Source organism: Microbacterium sp. 05T445 (genome assembly GCF_056395865.1).
Map to the genome: position 1 here is coordinate 1,038,745 of NZ_JBFTKJ010000002.1, position 19,651 is coordinate 1,058,395.

At 72.7% G+C, this 19,651-nt stretch carries 14 protein-coding genes; 7 read left to right on the plus strand and 7 right to left on the minus strand.

What is annotated here, in order from left to right; translation table 11 throughout:
• Positions 1–5: 5 nt before the first annotated feature.
• Entirely contained in the window at positions 6–1,028 is a 1,023-nt protein-coding gene (locus AC1DDU_RS14345; protein ID WP_477435217.1) for an endonuclease/exonuclease/phosphatase family protein, read from the minus strand.
• 84 nt (positions 1,029–1,112) lie between these two features.
• Here AC1DDU_RS14345 and AC1DDU_RS14350 point away from each other — a divergent pair, with 84 nt between their 5' ends.
• Complete coding sequence (locus AC1DDU_RS14350) at positions 1,113–1,976, plus strand: PHP domain-containing protein (RefSeq protein WP_477435219.1); 864 nt, start codon at positions 1,113–1,115, stop codon at positions 1,974–1,976.
• A 47-nt stretch (positions 1,977–2,023) separates the two neighbouring features.
• Here the strand turns inward: AC1DDU_RS14350 and AC1DDU_RS14355 are convergent, their stop codons facing one another.
• Positions 2,024–2,455: an SHOCT domain-containing protein gene (locus AC1DDU_RS14355; RefSeq protein WP_477435221.1), complete on the minus strand. Its 432-nt coding sequence runs from the start codon at positions 2,453–2,455 to the stop codon at positions 2,024–2,026.
• Positions 2,456–2,598: 143 nt separating this feature from the next.
• Between AC1DDU_RS14355 and AC1DDU_RS14360 the strand changes: the two genes are divergently transcribed.
• Positions 2,599–3,594, plus strand: a complete 996-nt coding sequence (locus tag AC1DDU_RS14360) for a DUF817 domain-containing protein (RefSeq protein WP_477435223.1) — start codon at positions 2,599–2,601, stop codon at positions 3,592–3,594.
• Here AC1DDU_RS14360 and AC1DDU_RS14365 read toward each other — a convergent pair.
• On the minus strand, positions 3,504–5,024 hold the full coding sequence (locus AC1DDU_RS14365) for a DEAD/DEAH box helicase (protein WP_477435225.1): 1,521 nt from the start codon (positions 5,022–5,024) through the stop codon (positions 3,504–3,506). The two genes, AC1DDU_RS14360 and AC1DDU_RS14365, sit on opposite strands and share 91 nt — an antisense overlap.
• Before the next feature lie 194 nt (positions 5,025–5,218).
• Between AC1DDU_RS14365 and AC1DDU_RS14370 the strand changes: the two genes are divergently transcribed.
• Positions 5,219–5,932, plus strand: a complete 714-nt coding sequence (locus AC1DDU_RS14370) for a ferritin-like fold-containing protein (protein WP_477435227.1) — start codon at positions 5,219–5,221, stop codon at positions 5,930–5,932.
• Positions 5,933–5,962: 30 nt separating this feature from the next.
• Here the strand turns inward: AC1DDU_RS14370 and AC1DDU_RS14375 are convergent, their stop codons facing one another.
• Together AC1DDU_RS14375 and AC1DDU_RS14380 are read right to left on the minus strand one after the other, a co-directional pair.
• On the minus strand, positions 5,963–6,253 hold the full coding sequence (locus AC1DDU_RS14375) for a hypothetical protein (RefSeq protein ID WP_477435229.1): 291 nt from the start codon (positions 6,251–6,253) through the stop codon (positions 5,963–5,965).
• Positions 6,254–6,264: 11 nt separating this feature from the next.
• On the minus strand, positions 6,265–6,489 hold the full coding sequence (locus AC1DDU_RS14380) for a DUF3107 domain-containing protein (protein ID WP_477435231.1): 225 nt from the start codon (positions 6,487–6,489) through the stop codon (positions 6,265–6,267).
• 184 nt (positions 6,490–6,673) lie between these two features.
• Here AC1DDU_RS14380 and AC1DDU_RS14385 point away from each other — a divergent pair, with 184 nt between their 5' ends.
• Positions 6,674–9,877, plus strand: a complete 3,204-nt coding sequence (locus AC1DDU_RS14385) for an ATP-dependent helicase (protein WP_477436841.1) — start codon at positions 6,674–6,676, stop codon at positions 9,875–9,877.
• 26 nt (positions 9,878–9,903) lie between these two features.
• On the plus strand, positions 9,904–13,221 hold the full coding sequence (locus AC1DDU_RS14390) for a UvrD-helicase domain-containing protein (RefSeq protein WP_477436843.1): 3,318 nt from the start codon (positions 9,904–9,906) through the stop codon (positions 13,219–13,221).
• A gap of 27 nt (positions 13,222–13,248) precedes the next feature.
• Here the strand turns inward: AC1DDU_RS14390 and AC1DDU_RS14395 are convergent, their stop codons facing one another.
• Positions 13,249–14,559, minus strand: a complete 1,311-nt coding sequence (locus AC1DDU_RS14395) for a phosphotransferase (protein ID WP_477435233.1) — start codon at positions 14,557–14,559, stop codon at positions 13,249–13,251.
• Between the two features lie 77 nt (positions 14,560–14,636).
• On the opposite strand from AC1DDU_RS14395, the gene nudC reads away from it, so the two are divergent.
• Positions 14,637–15,551 carry an NAD(+) diphosphatase gene (gene nudC, locus AC1DDU_RS14400; protein WP_477435235.1) on the plus strand — a complete coding sequence of 305 codons (915 nt, stop codon included), beginning with the start codon at positions 14,637–14,639 and terminating at the stop codon, positions 15,549–15,551.
• A complete protein-coding gene (locus AC1DDU_RS14405; RefSeq protein ID WP_477435237.1) occupies positions 15,548–17,338 on the plus strand; it encodes an ATP-dependent helicase in 1,791 nt (596 codons plus the stop codon). The genes nudC and AC1DDU_RS14405 overlap by 4 nt, the downstream gene beginning before the upstream one ends.
• A 782-nt stretch (positions 17,339–18,120) precedes the next feature.
• On the opposite strand, the gene AC1DDU_RS14410 is transcribed toward AC1DDU_RS14405, so the two are convergent.
• Entirely contained in the window at positions 18,121–19,560 is a 1,440-nt protein-coding gene (locus tag AC1DDU_RS14410) for a zinc-dependent metalloprotease (RefSeq protein WP_477435239.1), read from the minus strand.
• Positions 19,561–19,651: the final 91 nt, after the last annotated feature.

The following is a 19,651-nucleotide window of genomic DNA, read 5'->3' on the forward strand; positions in this document are numbered from 1 at the left end:
CCGCTTCAGCCGACCGGCTCGTACTGGACGATCAGCGGGCGGTGATCCGAGCCGGAGTCGTCGAGCGACCGCAGCACGAGGGAGCCCGTCGGGCGCCACTGCGAGGTCGCCATGATGTGGTCGATCGGTGCGCCCAGGATCGCGGGCATGTCGGAGGACCACGTGCCCAGCGCGCCGTTGCCGGTCTCGACTGCCGCGTCGTTGCAGTGCCCCAGGGTCGCGCCGTCCATGCCCAGGCCCGACATGTGGTCGACCGTCGCGTTGAAGTCGCCGGCCATGATCACGTTGCCGTCGACGCACTGATCGGCCAGCCACTGCAGATCGTCGCGCCAGGACTGCATGTACGCCGGGCGCGGTGCGACGGCGTGGACGGCGACGACGATCGGCCCGTCGCCCGACACCGGCATCGCGACGGCGCTGGGCACCGTCGAGGTGTTGCTGCTGCCGTCGAGCGAGGACTCGATCACGGAGTAGTCGCCGAGCTCGGGGGAGATCAGCAGCGTCGTGGAACCGGCATCCCACTCCGTCGACGGATCCGAGGCGTGGTGCGCCCACATGCGGTGTCCCAGGTCGCGCATCGCGATCGCGACGCGCTCGCCGGTCTCGATGGTCGTCTCGGGGAGGGCGACGATGTCGGCGTCCATGGCGACCGCGATCTTCGCGATCGTCTCGGGCGGGGTGGCGGGACCGGCCGTGTTCCACGTCATCACGCGGATGCTGGACTCGGTCTTCTCGGGGAGCGGGTCCGAGCCGGGGCCGCCGCGGGAGGCGAGCACGGCCGCGTTGGCGATGGTCGCCGCTCCCGCGACGATGGCGATCGCGAACGCGAACCCCCGGATCGGCCGCGCGATCGACAGGAGGAGCGCCAGCACCGCCGCGGCCGCGAACCCCAGGGCGACGAGCCCGCGGAACGACACGATCTGCGCGACCGGATAGATGCGCTCCATGTGGAAGAATCCGGGCCACGTGAGCACGGCTGCAGCGATCGCACAGAGCACGGTCACGAGGATCCCGAGCAGGCGAAGCACGTCCGCGACTCTATGCGAGCAGGCTGGGAGATACGTAAGCGGCCGGGGCGTGGCGCGTGGTATCCGCCGCGCTACGCTCGGAGGATGCCCGGCCTCCTACGGTTCGAAGGGCCGAGCGACCTGCACCTGCACTCGGCGAACTCCGACGGCACCCAGCCGCCTGCGGAGGTGATGGCCTCCGCCCACCGGCACGGGGTGCGCACCGCCGCCCTCACCGACCACGACACGACGTCCGGCTGGGCCGAGGCGGCCGAGGCGGCGGCATCGCTCGGCATGACGTTCCTTCCCGGCATGGAGCTGTCCGCGCGTCATGAATGGCGCAGCGTCCACGTGCTGGCGTACCTTCCCGACCCCGACGAGCCGGCGCTGCACGCCGAGACCGCCCGCATCCGCTCATCTCGGCTGGACCGCGCACGACTCATGGCAGATCGCATCTCGCGCGACTACGACCTGGTGTGGGACGACATCCTCGCGCAGACCTCCGACGGCGCCACCGTGGGCCGGCCGCATATCGCCGACGCGCTCGTGGCGCGGGGGGTGGTGCGCGATCGCGCCGAGGCGTTCTCGGGCATCCTGAGCCCGCGGGGCGACTACTACATCGCGCTGTACGCGCCCGACCCCGTCACGGCGGTGGAGCTCGTCGTGGGGGCCGGCGGCGTCCCGATCGTCGCGCACCCGGCAGGACGCGCGGGCCTGCTCCCGCAGAAGCTGACCGAGCGGATGCTGGACGCCGGCCTCGCAGGCTTCGAACTCGGTCACCGCGAGAACCGCGAGCCCGCACTCGGCGCCCTGCGCGAGCTGTGCCGCGACCGCGATCTCATCGTCACCGGCTCCAGCGACTACCACGGCCTCGGCAAGCCCAATGTGCCGGGCGAGAACACCACGACGGACGAGATGGTCGCCCGCATCATCCGGCGCGCAACGGGAAGCGCCCCCGTCTACCCCTGAGGGCGGACGAGGGCGCTTCGCGGACGCGGTCGCGTCGGTTCAGGCGATCAGCCGAGGGCCTTGGCCTTCAGCGCGTCGTACTCGGCCTGCGTGATCGTGCCGGCGTCGAGCAGCGTCTTCGCCTTCGCGATCTCGTCAGCCGGGCTCGCCGACGTGCCGGCGACGGACTTGATGTACGCGTCCTGCGCCTGCTGGATGTCGGTGGCCTCCCGGGCGCTGCGCTCGGCCATGCCCTTGCCGCGGGCGATGACGTAGACGAGCAGCGTGAGGAAGGGCACGAAGATCAGGAAGATGATCCAGACGGCCTTCCACCAGCCGTTCAGCTTGTGGTCGCGGAACAGGTCGCCGATGACGGCGAACAGCGCGAACAGGTAGACGACGAAGAAGAAGATCCAGAGGAACCACCAGATGATGTCCCAGAACGAGCCCCAGAAACCCTGGTACTCGTATGCCGCGGACACGGCTTCGATGAGGCGCACGGTATGCCTTTCGTGAGTGCGAGGTGCCGGCAAGAAAAGCACCGACTGCGCTCACATTAGCGCTGTCTGGATGTTGTCTGTGAGCGCCGCGACGACGTGCCGCGAATCAGCGCCCTCTCGTGCGCGGCGACTACCGTTCGAACATGCAGCGGGCGACATCACTCGAGCAGCGCATCGATGCGGCCGCTCATCGCGTCCTGCGCGACGCTCCCGCCCACGGCGCCAGGGCTTGGCTGGTGGAAGCCGGCGTGTTCGTGCTCAAGCAGGCGTGGGCGTGCATCTTCGGGGCTGCGCTGCTCCTGGTGATCATCGTCGCGCGGCTCTGGTACCCCGACGACGCACTGCTGGCGCGGAACGATGCACTGACCGTCGCGGCGATCCTGATCCAGATCGCCATGCTCGTCCTTCGGCTCGAGACGGGACGAGAGCTCTGGGTCATCGTGCTCTTCCACGTGACCGGCACCGGGATGGAGCTGTTCAAGACCGATGCCGGGTCGTGGTCGTATGCCGCCGACGGCGTCCTCCGCATCGGCGGTGTCCCGCTGTTCAGCGGCTTCATGTATGCGGCCGTGGGCTCGTACATGGTGCGCGTGTACCGGCTGTTCGATCTGGGTTTCACGCGGTATCCGCGACGCTGGATGACCACCGTGCTCGCGGTCGCCATCTACGCGAACTTCTTCACCCACCATTGGATCTGGGATGCGAGGTGGCTGCTCGTGGCGGGCGTCGTCGCGCTGTGGCTGCCGACGGTCATGCATGCGCGGGTGTGGCGGCGGACCATCCGGGTGCCGCTGCTCGCGGCGTTCGCCGGCGTCGCCGTGTTCATCTACCTGGCGGAGAACATCGGGACGTGGGCCGGAGCCTGGGTCTACCCCGACCAGGTCGTCGCCTGGCAGCCGGTGTCGCCCAGCAAGCTGAGCTCGTGGTTCCTGCTCATGATCATCTCCGTGGTGATGGTCACGTGGGTGTACCCGCCGCAGGTCCCGCTGCGCGCGCCCGAATTCGCCGAAGGGGCGGATGCCGCAGCATCCGCCCCTCCGAAGGACTCTCAGGCGCCGGTCGCGGGGGCCGTGCCCCCACCGCCCGAGCCGCCGCGCCGGCGGCGACGACGTCGCGCGGGAGCCGGCTTTCCGTCGTGATGCTCCTTGCCGCCGCCGTCGTGGGTGCCGGCGCCGTCGACGGCGCGCACCTCGGTGCTCCCGGCAGCGACGGGCTCCGGCTCGGACGCGGCCGCGCCCTCTGCGAACGTCGAGCCGACGCGTTCGGCCGAGCCGCTGCGACGCCGGCGGCGACGGCGGGTCGGACCCTGGCCGTCCACCTCGGCCGCGGCCGCGGCATCCGCCGCCTTCTCGGGCTGCACGCGCACCGCCTGGGTCTTGGGGGCCGTCACGATGCGGCCCTTCGTCCCGGCGGGGATGTCGAGGTCGGCGAACAGGTGCGGGCTCGACGAATACGTCTCGACGGGCTCGGGCTGGCCGAACTCGAGGGCGCGGTTGATGAGGGCCCACTTGTGCAGGTCCTCCCAGTCCACGAACGTCACGGCGATGCCCGTCTTGCCCGCGCGCCCGGTGCGGCCGGCGCGGTGCAGGTAGGTCTTCTCGTCGTCGGGGATGGTGTGGTTGATGACGTGCGTGACGTCGTCGACGTCGATGCCGCGCGCGGCGACGTCGGTGGCGATGAGGACGTCCTTCTTGCCGGCCTTGAAGCCCGCCATCGAGCGCTCGCGCGCCTCCTGGCTCATGTCGCCGTGGACGGCGCCGGCGTTGAAGCCGCGGTCGTTCAGCTCGTCGACGAGGCGCTGAGCGGCGCGCTTGGTGCGCGTGAAGATCACGGTCTTGCCGCGGCCGTCGGCCTGCAGGATGCGCGCGATGACCTCGTCCTTGTCGAGCGAGTGCGCGCGGTACACCAGGTGGCGGATGTTCGCCTGGGTGAGGCCCTCGTCGGGGTCGGTCGCACGGATGTGGATCGGGTTCGACATGAACCGGCGCGCGAGGGCGACGATCGGGCCGGGCATCGTCGCCGAGAACAGCTGCGTGTGCCGGACCGCGGGGACCTTGGAGAAGATCTTCTCGATGTCGGGGAGGAACCCGAGGTCGAGCATCTTGTCGGCCTCGTCGAGCACGACCTCGGTCGCGTTCGACAGGTCGAGCAGACGCTGGTTGTTGAGGTCGATGAGACGGCCGGGGGTGCCGACGACGATCTGCGCACCGGCCTTGAGCTGGTCGATCTGGCCCTCGTACGCCTTGCCGCCGTAGATGGCGACGACGCTCGTGGAGCGGTTCGAGGTGAGCATGTCCATGTCTTCGTACACCTGGACCGCGAGCTCGCGGGTGGGGACGACGATCAGCGCCTTCACCCCGTGCGCCGGGTCGGGACCGAGGCGCTGGACGACGGGGATGCCGAAGCCGAACGTCTTGCCGGTTCCCGTCTTGGCCTGTCCGATGATGTCCTGGCCGGGAAGGCCGAGGGGGATGGTCTGCTCCTGGATGGGGAACGCGTCGACGATGCCCTTTGCGGTGAGCGCGTCGACGATGTCCTGATCAACGCCGAGTTCGGCGAAGGTCGTCACGATGTGTGCCTGTCCGGCAGTGGGATGCTGCCTGGGTTCGTGCCCTGGCGCGGATGCGGCCTCTTCGAGGTCGCCGCGCGGGCGGAAAAGCGATCCACGCCCTTCTTTCCCACAGGCGCGGGCGCCCCGATCCGACGCCGGGGCCGACGTCAACGATACCGGAGGTCTCCTGCGCGAACACTTAGGCTGTGTGCGTGGTGAAGTGGTTCTGGCAGCGGCGCGATACGGGGCGCAAGCTACAGCTCCGCTCGCGGGACGAGCTGAGTGATGCGCATCGCGTCGATTTCGAAGAGCTCGCTCCCGACATCGACACGTTCCTCGGGCAGGCGGCGTACCTGCAGCTGGGCTTCTTCGAGACGCTCAGCGAGCTGATCCAGACCACGCCCGAGCTCTCCGACAAGGAGGCCGTGTCGCGTGCTGCCGGCGCTGCGCTGACCAAGCACGAGGCGCTCGTCGCCCTCATCCGCGAGCGCGGCGACGAGCCGACCGAGATCATGCTGCCCTTCCGCGAGCCGCTGGACGCCTTCCGTGCGGCCACGCACGGCGTGCGCCCGCAGGAGACGATGCTCTCGGTGCACATCACCGCGGGCATGCTCGACGACTTCTACCTCGCCCTCTCTGCCAGCTACGGCGACACCGGCGACCGGGTCGCCCGCATCCTGCTGGCCGACTCGGACCGGCAGGCGATCGTGCAGATCATCTCCGACACCATCGCGAGCGACCCCGAGTGGAAGTCGCTGCTGGCGATGTGGGGCCGCCGGCTCGTCGGCGACACCCTGCTCATCGCGCGCGCCGCGCTGCGATCGCCCACGCTCGGGCTCGCCGAGCAGGAGAAGGTGGAGCCGGTCTTCACCGAGCTGATGGCCGCGCACTCGCGGCGCATGGACGCCATGGGCCTCGCGGCCTGAGGGGCGCCGGCGTCGGGGCGTTCGAGCCCCTCAGCTCAGGCCGAGCCGCGCCTTCTCGCGGGCGTCGTGGGCGACGCGCACGCGCGAGAGGATCATGATCGCCGGGTAGGTCACCGCGATCGGCACGACCAGCGCCGCCAGCCACGGCCACGGGGTGTCGATGCCCACGCCGAGCCAGGTGAGGATCGCCCAGGCGGCGCCCGCCGACACCGCGCCGATCATCGGCGCCAGCACGACACCGCGCGTCAGCCGCTGGTGCAGCAGGAAGTGGATGCCGATGCCGACGACCGCGCCGACGATGAAAGCGATGAGGATCTGCACGTCGTGCTCGCTCAGGCGACGAAGCCGACGCGGCGCGACTCCTCGGAGCCGAGCTCGATGTAGGCCAGTCCCGCGGTGGGGACGATGTACGAGTTGCCCTTCGCGTCGGCGAACGTCACGTGCGTGGCGCCGGCATCCAGTGCCGCGGCGACGGACTGCTTCACGTCGGCAGCCGCCTCGTTCGTCTCGAAGTTGAGCTCGCGGCCGGTGTTCGCGATGCCGATGCGGATCTCCACGTGACTGACCTCCTGCGCGGGGCGACGGTGTACTCGCCGAGAGGCTGAGGCTCCCCGGACGCATGGCAACTCTACGACACCGGGAAGAGGCATCCGCCCGCCGCGGGAACGCTCTGGGCGAACGGCCGATGTCGGCCGGCCGCGCTAGCGTCGAAGGGTGAGATCGGGGAGCCAGGACGACGCGATGCCCGCGCCGGATGCCGCGCAGCGGGCCGTGCTGGCGCTTCCGGTCGACGCCTCGGGGGTCGTCGTGGGCGCGCCGGGGACCGGCAAGACGACGACCCTGGTCGGGCGCGTCGCGGCCCTGGTCGCCGCCGGCGCCGACCCCGACTCCGTGCTGGTGCTCACGCCGTCCCGCCAGACCGCGACCGCGCTGCGCGACCGCCTCGGGCTGGCGGTGCGCGTCGCGACGACCGGGCCCCTGGCGCGTTCGGTCGCCTCGTACGCGTTCCAGATCGTGCGCGCCCACGCCGTCGCCGTCGACGCCGACCCGCCGCAGCTGCTGACCGGCGGCGACGAGGACCAGATCATCCGCGACCTGCTCGCCGGCGACGACGAGGACGAGGCCGCGGGAGCAGGGCGATGGCCCGAGTGGCTGGGGCCGGCCATCCGCGGGACGGCGGGCTTCCGCACCGAGGTGCGCACCTTCCTCGCCGAATGCACCACGCTCGGCATCGAGCCTGCGCGGCTGCGGGTGCTGGGGGAGCGCGGCGAGCAGCCGGCATGGGTGGCGCTGTCGTCGTTCTTCGCCGAATACCTGCAGGTGCGCGGCGCCATGCGCGGCGCACACCGCGACGCCGCCGGCCTGGTGCGCGAGGCGGTGGGGCTGCTGCGGACCGCGCCCGCCGGCATCCCGGCCGTCGACCGGGTGCGGATCGTGCTCGTCGACGATGCCCAGGAGCTCACCCTCGGCGGCGTGGAGCTGCTGGAGGCGGTGCGCGACCGGGGAGCTGCGGTGCTCGCGTTCGGGGACCCCGACGTCGGATCGGGATCGTTCCGCGGCGCCACGCCCGAGAACTTCGCGCGCCTCGCGGCCTCGCTCGGAACGGTGCACGTGCTGTCGGAGGGGCATCGCGGCACACCGTGGCAGCGCGAGCTCGTGGGCAGGGTGACGCAGCGCATCGGGGCCGTGGGCGTCGTGGCGCACCGCGGCGCGGGGACCGGGGCCGAACCCGACGCCTCGGTGCGGGTGCTCACGCTGCGTTCGCCGGCGGAGGAGTACGACGCGATCGCGCGGCTGCTGCGCGAACGGCACGTGCACGACGGGGTGCCGTGGCATTCCTGCGCCGTGATCGCGCACGACACGCGTCAGGTCGCGGCGCTCGAGGCCGAGCTGTCGGCCAGGGAGGTTCCGGCGCGCTCGAGCGGACCCGGCCGCGCGCTGGGTGCCGTGCGTCCGGTCGCCGACCTGCTGCGCCTGATCGAGCTCGCCGCGCGCGACGACTGGACCTTCGACGACGTGTCGGCCGCGCTCGTCGGCACCTACGGACGTCTGGACGTCATCGAGCTGCGACGTCTGCGCTCCGCGCTGCGGCATGTCGAGCTGCGCCGCGCCCTCGATCCCGATGCCGATTCGGACCCCGATGCCGGTGACAGCGGTGGCCCGCTGCGCGACGCGCCCGAGCGGTCGGGTCGCGACCTCGTGCTGTCGGCGATGGGCCGGCCGCTGGAGTTCGACCTCATCGACACGCGCGAGGCGCGGCGGGCGGCCTCGCTCGCGCGCACGCTGGAAGTGCTGCGCGACGACCTCGCGCGCGGCGCCACCGCGCATGAGCTGCTCTGGACGGCCTGGGACCGCAGCGGCCTCCAGCGCGCGTGGTCGGAGCTCGCCCGGGGCAACGGACCCCTCGCCGAGCAGGCGAACCGCGATCTGGACGCGCTGGTCGCCCTGTTCCAGGCGGCCAAGCGGTTCGTCGAGCGGTCGCTGGATGCCGACCCCCGCGTCTTCGTGAGGTCGATCCTCGACAGCGGCGTGGCCGAGGACCGGCTCGACGCGCCGACGCGCGACGACAGCGTGCGGATCATGACGCCGGCAGGCGCCCTCGGCCTCGAGTTCGACACGGTCGTGATCGCGGGCATGCAGGACGCGGTGTGGCCCAACACGAGGCTGCGGGGGAGCCTCCTCGACACGTGGCGACTCGCGGATGCCGCCACCCGTGCCGATGGTGAGGCCGCGGGCGCGTTCGACCGGCGCCGCGCGGCGATGCACGATGAGCTGCGGCTGCTGGTGCGGGCGCTCTCGCGCGCGGGCGAGCTGGCGGTGGTGACCGCCGTGGATGACGACGACACCGGTCCGAGCGTGTTCTTCGAGCTCCTGCCGGACCCCGAGCCGTTCGAGCTCGACCACCCGGTGTCGCTGCGCGGCCTGGTCGCGCGGCACCGCCGCACCCTCACGTCGGTCGCGGCCGGATCGGCTCCCGCAGGCACACGGCGGGCGGCCGAGCAGCTCGCGCTGCTGGCCGACGCCGGCGTCCCGGGCGCTGCGCCCGGCGAGTGGTACGGCGTGGCGGCACCGACGTCGGCCGGACCGTTGCGCGATCTCGCGCGCGAAGACGTCCGCGTCTCGCCCTCGCGTCTGCACGCCCTCGAGGAATGCGAGCTGAACTGGGTGATCGGCGACCTGGGCGGCGACCCCGGCGGCACGACGGCGGGCCTCGGCACGATCATCCACGCCGCACTCGAACACGCCGCGGGGCACGACGAGTCCGCCCTGTGGGCCGAGGTCGAGGCGCGCTGGGGCGAGCTGACGTTCGAGGCGGCATGGCGGGATCGCGCCGAGCAGACCCGGGCGCGCGACCTCGTCCGCCGACTGCATCTGTACCTGCGCCGCTTCGACGACGCCGGCGGCACGCTCATCGGGGCGGAGCCGCACTTCGAGGTGGTGATCCCGCTCGATGATTCGGCGGAGGTCGCGTCGGCCACGACGAACGGCGAATCCGGCGAGGGCGGCGAGGGTGGCGAGCACCGCGTGATCCTCTCGGGCTACATCGACCGTGTCGAGCTCACCCCGGAGGGGACGGTCGTCATCATGGACCTCAAGACCGGCAAGCGCGAGCCGCAGACCGACGCCAAGGTGCTGGACAACCCGCAGCTGGGCGCCTACCAGCTGGCGTTCGAGTCGGGCGCGATCCCCGAGGCGAACGGGCACGCCCCCGGCGGGGCGAAGCTGCTCGTGCTGCGTCCGACGGCGGCGAAGTCGGACTACGTCACCCCGTGGCAGCCGCCGTTCGACGACGAACGGCGCGACGTGTTCCTGGGTCGCATCCGCGCCGCGGTCGCCGTGATGCGGGGCGAGTCGTTCACCGCCCCCTACGAGGAGCATTGCCGGGACGAGCACTCCTACGGCCTCTGCCGCATCCACACGGTCGGCGCGGTGAGCGCCTCGTGACGGTCGTCGACGGGATCGCCCCGGTCGTGCCGGCCGCCGCGACGCCGCTGCTGCCCGCCCGCGTCATCGCCGCAGCGCTCGGCCAGTTCCCGCCCACCGATGAGCAGACCGCCGTGATCGAGGCGCCCCTCGCACCGGCTCTGGTCGTGGCCGGCGCCGGCAGCGGCAAGACCGAGACGATGTCGGCACGTGTGGTGTGGCTGGTCGCCAACGGCATCGTGCGCCGCGACGAGGTGCTCGGACTCACCTTCACGCGCAAGGCCGCGGGCGAGCTCGCCGAGCGCATCCAGAAGCGGCTCGCCCGCCTCGCCGAGTTCGAGCGCCGCGGACTTCTGCCCGCGCTGCCTGACCTGGCGGCGGAGGGCCGGCTGGCGGTGTTCGGCGAGCTGGAGCGCTCCGGCGTCGACGGCGCGCGGGCGACCGCCGAACGCCACCGCATCCTCGACGAGCTGGCGCGCGAAGTCGGCGCGGTCGCCCAGACCTCCGCCGACGACGCGCTGCTGCACCGCCCGACCGTGGCCACCTACAACAGCTTCGCCGACCAGATCGTGCGCGAGCACGCGGTGCGCATCGGACGGGATGCCGAGGCCGCGGTGCTGTCCGAATCCGCCGCGTGGCTGCTCATGCGCCGTGTCGTGTTCGCCTCCGACGACGCCCGTCTGGAGCTGCGCGGCGAGGCGGTGCGCAGCATCGTGGACGCGGCCCTGCGCATCGCGCGCGACGGCGTCGACAACCTCGTGGACTTCGACGCGCTCGCCGCCTTCCCCGCCCGCTTCCAGACGGTGCGGGACCTGCCGTCCACCAACAAGCGCACCGTGGTCTACGCGGACGTCGCAGACGCCGTCGACAAGGTCGCCGCCCTCGCCCTGCTGGCCGATCTCGCCCGCGAGTACGCCGCCGAGAAGCTGCGGCTGGGCGTGATCGACTTCTCGGACCAGGTCGCCGGAGCGCTCCAGGTCGTGGCCGGTCACAGGGCTGTCGCCGACGAGCTGCGCGACCGCTACCGAGTGGTGCTGCTGGACGAGTACCAGGACACCTCCGTCGTGCAGACCGACCTGCTGGCCACGCTGTTCGCCGGCACCGGCGTCATGGCCGTGGGCGACCCGCACCAGGCGATCTACGGCTGGCGGGGTGCGAGCGCCGGCAACCTCGGCGGGTTTCCCGCCGCCTTCGCCCCCGGGGCCCCGTGCGCCCAGTACGCGCTGCTGACGAGCTGGCGCAACAGCGCCTCGGTGCTGACCGCGGCCAACGCGGTGCTGGCCCCGCTCGCGGCATCGGCCTCGGTGCCCGTGCAGGAGCTGCGCGCGCGTCCCGGTGCGCCCGACGGCCGGGTCGAGCTCGGCTTCGACGCGGATCTCGATTCCGAAGCAGACCGCGTGGCGGCATGGTTCGCGCAGGTGCGCGCAGAGCGGGCGGGCGAAGGTCGCTCCACGACGGGAGCGATCCTGTTCCGCAGCAAGAAGCACATGGTGCGCTTCGGCGACGCCCTGGGCAGGCGTGGCATCCCGCACCGGATCCTGGGTCTGGGCGGACTGCTGTCCACGCCCGAGGTCGTCGACGTGGTCTCCACGCTGCGCGTGATCAGCGACCCCTCGGCGGGCTCGTCGTTGATCCGCCTGCTGTCGGGGCCGCGCTGGTCGATCGGTCTGCCGGATCTGCGGGAGCTCGCCGCGCTCGCCCGCCGCCTCGCACGGCACGACGCCGCGCTGCAGCCGCTGGCACCCGAGATCGTCGAGCGGATCCGGGGGAGCGCCGGTGACGACGACGGCTCGCTCGTGGACGCCCTCGACTTCGTGCTGCGGCAGAAGCCCGATCACGGCTGGCTGGCCGGCTTCACGCCCGAGGCGCGAGAGCGGCTGCGGGAGGCGGCGTCCGTGTTCGCCGGACTCCGGCAGGCCGCCGGGATGCCGATCCCCGAACTCGTCCGCCTCATCGAACTCGAGCTGCGCCTGGACATCGAGCTGGCCGCCAACGAGTCGCGCGGACCGGCGCGGATCGCTTCCGCGCAGCTGCGCGCGTTCGTCGATGAGGTGCACGCGTTCCTCGCCGCCGACGAGACCGGCTCGCTGTCGAGCCTGCTCGCATGGCTGGACCATGCCGAGCAGCTCGACGAGTTCGCGCCGCGCACCGAGCCGCCCGAGGACGACGTGGTGCAGCTGCTGACGATCCACGGCTCGAAGGGCCTGGAATGGGATGCCGTGGCGGTGGTCCGCCTGGTCAAGGACGAGCTGCCCAGCGCTCCGCGTGACACCAAGGCATGGCTCGGTTTCGGTGTGCTCCCGTACGCGTTCCGCGGTGACTCCGCCTGGCTGCCGGCACTCGGCTGGCAGGCCGCGCAGACCCAGCAGGAGCTGAAGGAAGCCTTCGACGCGTTCATCGAGGCCAACCGCGCCCGGCAGCTCGAGGAGGACCGCCGCCTCGCGTACGTCGCGGTGACCCGCGCCCGTGACCATCTGCTGCTCACCGGGGCGAGCTGGTCAGGCACGAAGCGACCGCGGGCACGCAGCACCTTCTTCGCCGAGATCGCCGAGGCGCTGGAGGTGCCGCTGGCCGAGGACGAACCCGGGGACGACCCGTACCAGGGTGAGCGCCGGGTGCTGCAGTGGCCCATCGATCCGCTCGGCTCCCGCCGCGACGCCGTCGCGGACGCGGCGGCCGCGGTCGAGGCGGCGCTGGGCTCGCCTCGCGCGGCGATCGATCGTCAGACCGAGCTGCTGCTCGCTGAGCGGGACGCGCGACGAGCCCGACCGGTGCACACCGCGCCGACCCGCATCGCCGCGTCGCGGTACAAGGAGTATGCGGCAGACCTCGAGGGCACGCTGGCGAGCATCGCGCGGCCGATGCCCGAGCGGCCGTTCCGGCAGACGCGTCTGGGCACGCTCTTCCACGCCTGGGTGGAGCAGCGCTCCGGACGCGCCGGACTCGGGGGCTCGCTCGACGACGCGCTGTGGGAGAGCGACGACGACGCCGGGACGGAGGCCTCCGTCGAGGACGCCGCCGCTCTCGGCGCCCTGCGCGAGCGCTTCCTCGCCTCGGAGTGGGCCTCGCTGCAGCCGATCGAGGTGGAGACCGAGATCGACTTCACCACCGTCGGCCCCGACGGACTGCCGCACATCGTCATCTGCAAGCTCGACGCCGTGTACCGCCGTGAGGACCGTGGCGGCCGCATCGAGATCGTCGACTGGAAGACGGGCGCCGCCCCGCGCACGGCGACGGAGAAGGACGAGCGGATGCTGCAGCTCGAGCTGTACCGCAAGGCATACCACGCCAAGCACGGCGTCCCGGTGGATGAGATCGACGTCGCGCTGTACTACGTCGCCGAGGACGTGATCCTCCGCGGCTGAGGTTCCACCGCGGGTCGGCGACGGAGCTCAGTCGGCGAGCCACCGCCGCAGCGCCGCCTCGGAGGCCCGCTCCGCGTCCGCCGCGGCATCCGAGCCGTCTGCGGCGTGCGCCCGGTCGAACGACGGCGTGGCGGGCACGATGGTGATCGGCGCGGTCGACAGGTCGTCGGCGGCGGCCGGGGGAGCGTCTTCGGATGCCTCGTCGACCAGGAGGTCGAAGGACCGGGCGCCCGCGGGGTCCGCGGCCTCGTCGGCCGGTTCCGGCTCGAGCTCGTCCGAGATCCACTGCGCGAGCTCGTCGGGGTCGTACGCATCGGTCTGCATCGACGTGTCGATCGTCGGTGCGGCGGACGCGCCCGGCATCCGATCGAGCAGGGCGATCGCGTCGTCGACGTCGAGCGCGGCATCCGACACGATCTCGTCGCCGGCCACTCCCGCGGCGAGCGATTCGAGCAGCTCGACGGCGTCGGCGACGATGTCCTCGCGCGCCTCGTCGTGCCCGTGCACCAGCCATTTCGCGAACTCGAGCTCGGCGTACAGCCGCGAGCGCTCACGGGCGCGGGCGTCGGGGGCGCGCTCGCTCTCGGCGACGTACGCGGCGAACACGTCGTCGGCCGCCTCCGGCGCCGACGCGAGCCACTGCAGGTCGACGGCGGGGTCGCCGATGGACAGTCCGTGCCACTCCAGGAGGCCGGTGACGGTCGGCACGTCCTCCACATCTTCGAAGAAGAACGACGCGGCGCCCGCGCCGCCGAGGACGACCGCGGGCTCGAAACGCCACAGCTCCTCGGTGTCGGCGGCGCGATGCCACCGCTCGGCGAGGGTCATCGGCAGGCGTCGGGTGGCGATGGCGCGGTCGATGAGGCGCACGACGTCGGCGCGCACCTGCTGGGGGGTGCGCGCGGGGAGACCCTCGCCCTTGACCACCGACAGGGGGAGTGCGTGCAGCGCTGCGAGGGCCGCACCGAGCGACGTGGCGGCGCCCCGGCCGGGCGGAAGGTGGGCGGCATCGACCCGGTACCCGGGGAGGAAGTCGACGACGACCACGCGCGTATCGCCCAGGCCCGCCTCGCCCAGTAGTTCGGGTGCACGGAAGGGAAGCAGCGAGCGGACGCCGGGGGTGAGCGCCTGCAGCGCCCTCACCTCGGCGGCCAGTTCCGGGGTGGCCGAGGGGTCCGCGGGCACGCGGACGACGACGCGGCGGCCGTCGTCCAGTTCCGCCAGCGCGGCGTCGTACCGCCCGGTGGCGCCCTCGGTGAGGGCACCGACTCCGACGACCCCTGCCCGCGGCAGAGCCGACGTGACGGACGCGGCTAGAGTGAGGGGTGAGCGTGCCATGTGCCCAGGGTAGGTCGGTCGCGCTCGTCCGTCCCCGCGCCACGCCCGGCCCAGAACGACGAAGCGGAGCATGTTCGATGGCGGCTCCTGACAGTCCCGGCCTTCCGCCGCTGGCACGCGTAGGCCTGGACCGCGCGGCCGAGGAGCGGCTCGTCCCGGACCTCATCGAGGCGTCCCGAGCGGATGCCGCCACCCGCGTGCTGGTGGTCTCCGGCGACGCGGCGCCGCTGTCGACGCCGGATGCGCTGCACTGGACGACACCGTCGCGGGTCCCCGCCGGCGGGCAGTGGGCGTTCCTCGGACGCGACGCGGACGGCACGGCGCTGCTGGCCGCGGTGTTCCCCTCGGGCGACGACGAGCTCTTCTCCGCCCCGGCCGGGTGGGCGGGGCTGCGCGCGGCCGGTGCCCAGCTGTCCGCCGAGGACTCGTCGGCGTTCGTCGAAGCGCTCAGCCTCGGGCGATGGCTGCTGGATGCCGCGTTCTGCCCGGCCTGCGGCGCCCTCACCGTGGTCGAGGACGCGGGGTGGTCGCGGCGTTGCCCGTCGTGCGGACGACAGCACTTCCCGCGCACCGATCCGGCCGTGATCGTGGCGATCACCAGCGCCGAGGATCCGGATCGGCTGCTGCTGGGCTCCAACGCACTGTGGGGCGCCGACCGCTTCTCGTGCTTCGCCGGATTCGTCGAGGCCGGCGAGGCGCTGGAGGCGGCGGTGCGTCGTGAGGTCGCCGAGGAGTCGGGCGTCGAGGTCGGAGCGGTGACATATCGGGGCTCGCAGGCCTGGCCCTACCCGCGCTCGCTCATGGTCGGGTTCCTCGCGGTCGCGCTCGACGATGCCGCGGCCCGCGCCGACGGCGAGGAGATCGCCGCGGTTCGGTGGTTCACGCGCGACGAGATCGGCCGGGCGCTGGCGGGCGAGGGCGATGTGGTGCTGCCGGGCCCCGCGTCGATCGCCCACCGGCTCATCGCCGACTGGCACGGAGCGGGGCTGTGATCGGCGACGCCCTCGCGGGACTGGACGAACGGCAGCGCGAGGCGGCGACCGCACTGCGCGGGCCGGTCGTCGTGCTCGCCGGTGCCGGGACGGGGAAGACCCGTGTCATCACGCATCGGATCGCCCACGGCGTCGACACCGGGGCGTACTCGCCCGGCCGCGTCATGGCGGTCACCTTCACGACGAAGGCCGCGGGCGAGATGCGCGGCCGCCTGCGGGCGATGGGTGTCGGCGGGGTCGCGGCGCGCACGTTCCACGCGGCGGCGCTCGCACAGCTCAACTTCTTCTGGCCGACCCTCGCAGGCGACTCGGCTCCGGGCATCATCGACAACAAGGTGCGCATGCTCGCCCACGCCGCCGACGGCGTGGGCCTGTCTCCCGACGTCGCGACGCTGCGCGACGTGGCCTCGGAGATCGAATGGCGCAAGGTGTCGATGCTCGGGATCGACGACTACGCCGCGGCCCGGCCTGGTGGCGTCGGACGTCTGGGCGTGGATCGCGTGATCGCCTTGCAGCAGGCGTACGAGAAGCTCAAGGACGAACGCCGCCAGCTCGACTTCGAGGACGTGCTGCTGGCCTGTGCGGGCATGCTCGAGGCGGAGCCGCAGGTGGCCAAGGCGGTGCGCGAGCAGTACCGGCATTTCACCGTCGACGAGTTCCAGGACGTCTCTCCGCTGCAGAACAGGCTGCTCGAGCTGTGGCTCGGCGATCGGCGCGACCTCTGCGTCGTCGGCGATGCGAGCCAGACGGTGTACTCGTTCGCGGGCGCCGACGCCCGGTTCCTGCTGGACTTCCAGACGCGGTACGAGGGTGCGCGGGTGGTGCGGCTGGAAACGAACTACCGATCGGATGCCGCCATCCTGGCCGTCGCGAACGAGCTCATGCGCGGCAGGCCCGGGGCGCTGCAGCTGACGGCGGCCGAGCGGCCCTCCGCCCTGGAGAGCGCGGAGGATGCCTCCGTGCCGATCCCGACGGTCACCGCGTTCGAGGACGACCGCGCCGAGGCGCGCGCGGTCGCGGCTCGGATCGCGTCGCAGGTCGCGGCCGGGGCGGACCCGCGTGACATCGCCGTGCTCTACCGGGCGCATGCGCAGTCCGCCGAGATCGTCGCGGCTCTGGCCGACGCCGGCATCGCGACGACGGTGCTCGGCGGTCGCCGGTTCTTCGACATGCCCGAGGTGCGGCAGGCCGTGATGGAGCTGCGCGCGGCGTCCGTCGCGCCCATCGAGAGCGGCTTCGTCGACACCGTGCGCGACATCCTGCGGTCCCGCGGGCTGACCGATGAGCCCCCCGAGGCGGGCGGAGCGCTCCGCGACGCGTGGGAGGCCCGCGCGGCGATCCTCCGGCTCGCACAGGAGGCGCCCGCCGGCACCACGCTGCGCGCCTTCGCGGACGAGCTCACCGCCCGCGCGAAGGTGCACGACGAGCCGGCGATGCGCACCGTCACCCTGGCGACGCTGCATGCCGCCAAGGGTCTGGAGTGGGAGCACGTCCACCTGGTCGGGGTGGCGGAGGGGCTGCTGCCGATCTCGTACGCGTCGACGTTCGAGCAGGTGGACGAGGAGCGCCGCCTCGCGTACGTCGGCATCACGCGGGCCGGGCGAACGCTCTCGCTGTCGTGGTCCCGAGGGACACGGGAGCGGCAGCCGTCGCGGTTCCTGCGAGAGATCGGCAGCGGCACTCTGCGTGCGGGCGCTGCGGTCGCACGCTCCGGTGGAGCGACCCGGCGCGCACCGCGATCGACGCCGTCCGGGTCGACGACGGGCTCTTCGCGCGCTCAGCGATGAGCCTCGCCGCGATGATGCCGGCCTCCCACATCACGGCGGGTTCGCTGTCGACCGGCCGGCCGAGCAGCTGCGCGGCCACGGCGGGCCAGGCCGGGTCGTCGTCGCGGCGGTGAGCCGCCACGCAGGCGAGGCACGCGGTCACCCCCGGCTCGACGAACGGCCCGATCTCGGCGCCGGATCCCGTGAGGGCCACGGGCACGTGCGCGCGGTCCGCGCTCATCAGCGCGGCGACCGCGCCCGGGTCGATCACCCGGTGCACCACGAGGACGACGGCGGCGGCGTCCGGGTGCGCGGTGCCGATCGGGTCGAAGCGGTGCGCGGTCTCGACATCGAGCCCGGTGGCGCGCAGGCCGGCGCCCACCGCATCCCGCTGCTCGTCGGGGACACCGTCGGCGGCGTGCAGGGTCACCATGCGCCGAGGACCGGCATCCGTCATCAGCGCGCGGCGGATGTGCACGAGGAACCGCCTCGCCGACTCGGCGTCGGGTGCGCCCATCGCCTGGGCGAAGGGGACGAGGGCGCCGTCGGGGATGCCGCGCTCGAGCTCGCGCAGCAGCCGCAGCTGCCACGCCGGCGGATCGTCGAGGACCGCGATCCGCTCGGCGCCGAACTGCAGCACCGTGGCGGAGCGCCAGACAGGCGGATACGAGGGATCGAGGCGCAGCATGCCCTGATCCTGCCCGAGCCCTCACGCGGGCGGACGGTATCCACAGGCGTCACCGCACCCGGGCGCCCGCGGCTCCTTCCTGGGGAGGAGCGGGCACGATCGGCGCGGAGCCGGACTAGACCGGCCGGTGATCGTCCGGCGCGCCGCTCCCGTCGCCGCCGTCGGCGTCGTCGTCCTGCGGACCGTCGTCGTCCTGCGGACCCTGAGCCCGGGGCTCCTCACCCGCGAGCAGGCGGGCCAGCGCATCGTCCATCTCGTCGCGGGCCGGCTCCTCGCCGCGCGCCCTCGCCTCGAGCCGGGCGACCAGGGCCGCCGGGTCGTCGATGTCGGTCGCGCTCGGCATCAGGTCGGGGTAGTCCCAGAGGGCGTCGCGGGCGGCCGGGCCGACGGCATCCGTCACCGCACGCCACATCGCGGCCGCCTCGCGCATGCGCCGCGGGCGGATCTCGAGGCCCACGAGCGAACCGAGTGCGCGCTCGGCGGGACCGCCGACCGCACGGCGGCGACGCACCGCCTCGGCGATGCGCTGGGCGGAGGGCAGGCGGTTCGTCGCCTCGGCGGTGACGACCTCGACCCAGCCCTCGATGGTGGCGAGGAGATTCTCGAGGCGGGCGAGCGCGGCATCCTGCGCCTCCGAGCGCGCCGGCAGCAGGGCGCCGCTCTCGATCGCACGGCGGAGCTCCTCGGGCTCGGACGGATCGAACCGCGACGCGAGGTCCTCCAGCGCGTCGGTGTCGACGTGCACGCCCCGCGCGAAGTCCGTGACCTGCGAGATGACGTGCAGGCGAAGCCAGCGCGCATGCCGGAACAAGCGGGCGTGGGCGAGCTCGCGCGTCGCGACGTAGAGCGCCAGCTGGTCCTCGGGCACCTCGAGGTCGCGCCCGAAGTCGGCGAAGTTCTGCGGCAGGATCGCAGCCTGCCCGTCGGGCATGAGGGGGATGCCGACATCGCCGCCGCTGACGACCTCCTTGGAGAGGTTGCCGACCACCTGGCCGAGCTGCGAGGCGAACAGCGATCCGCCGACGGTGCGCATGAGGCGCCCGGCGCCCTGGATGAGCCCCTGCATGTCGTCCGGCGCCTGCTCGCGCAGCGCGGCGGTGAGGGCGTCGGCGATGCTCGTGGCGACGGGAGTGGCCAGCTCCTGCCACACCGGCAGGGTCGCCTCCACCCACCCGCCGCGGGTGAGGGTCTGCGGGGGAGCGGGCAGCTCCGAGATCGTGGTGGCCTCGCTCAGCCACAGCGTCGCCAGGGCGAACGCCTGGTCGAGGTCGGTGCGCTGCCCGGCGGTCACGCCCAGGCCCTCCTGGTTGGCGATGTGCAGCGCCTGGCGCTCGGCCATGTCCCACGAGATGCCGCTCTCATCGGCATTGGCGAACGCGCCCTGCAGCTGGCGCATGACCGCCTGCATCATGGCCGGATCGATGTTCATGCCCGACAGGCGCGAGAGCTGTTCGGGGTCGAGGTCGCCCACGCCGCCGCCGAAGAGCTGCCGGATGAGCTCCTGGAACTCGTCCTCGGGACTCGGTCCGCCTGCAGGAGTGTCTTCGTCTGCCACTTCGGTCGCCTTTCAGCCGGTCCATGACGTTGCGCTCTACGCTAGTCGCAGCATCCATCGCACTCCCCGGCAGGGACCCGAACGCCTTACG

What these genes read in the sequence shown, in the direction of transcription:
- AC1DDU_RS14350 (WP_477435219.1), top strand. Translation starts at nt 1,113, where the DNA reads ATGCCCGGCCTCCTACGGTTCGAAGGGCCGAGCGACCTGCACCTGCAC.
- AC1DDU_RS14360 (WP_477435223.1), top strand. Translation starts at nt 2,599, where the DNA reads ATGCAGCGGGCGACATCACTCGAGCAGCGCATCGATGCGGCCGCTCAT.
- AC1DDU_RS14385 (WP_477436841.1), top strand. Translation starts at nt 6,674, where the DNA reads ATGCCCGCGCCGGATGCCGCGCAGCGGGCCGTGCTGGCGCTTCCGGTC.
- AC1DDU_RS14395 (WP_477435233.1), bottom strand. Translation starts at nt 14,559, where the DNA reads ATGGCACGCTCACCCCTCACTCTAGCCGCGTCCGTCACGTCGGCTCTG.
- nudC (WP_477435235.1), top strand. Translation starts at nt 14,637, where the DNA reads ATGGCGGCTCCTGACAGTCCCGGCCTTCCGCCGCTGGCACGCGTAGGC.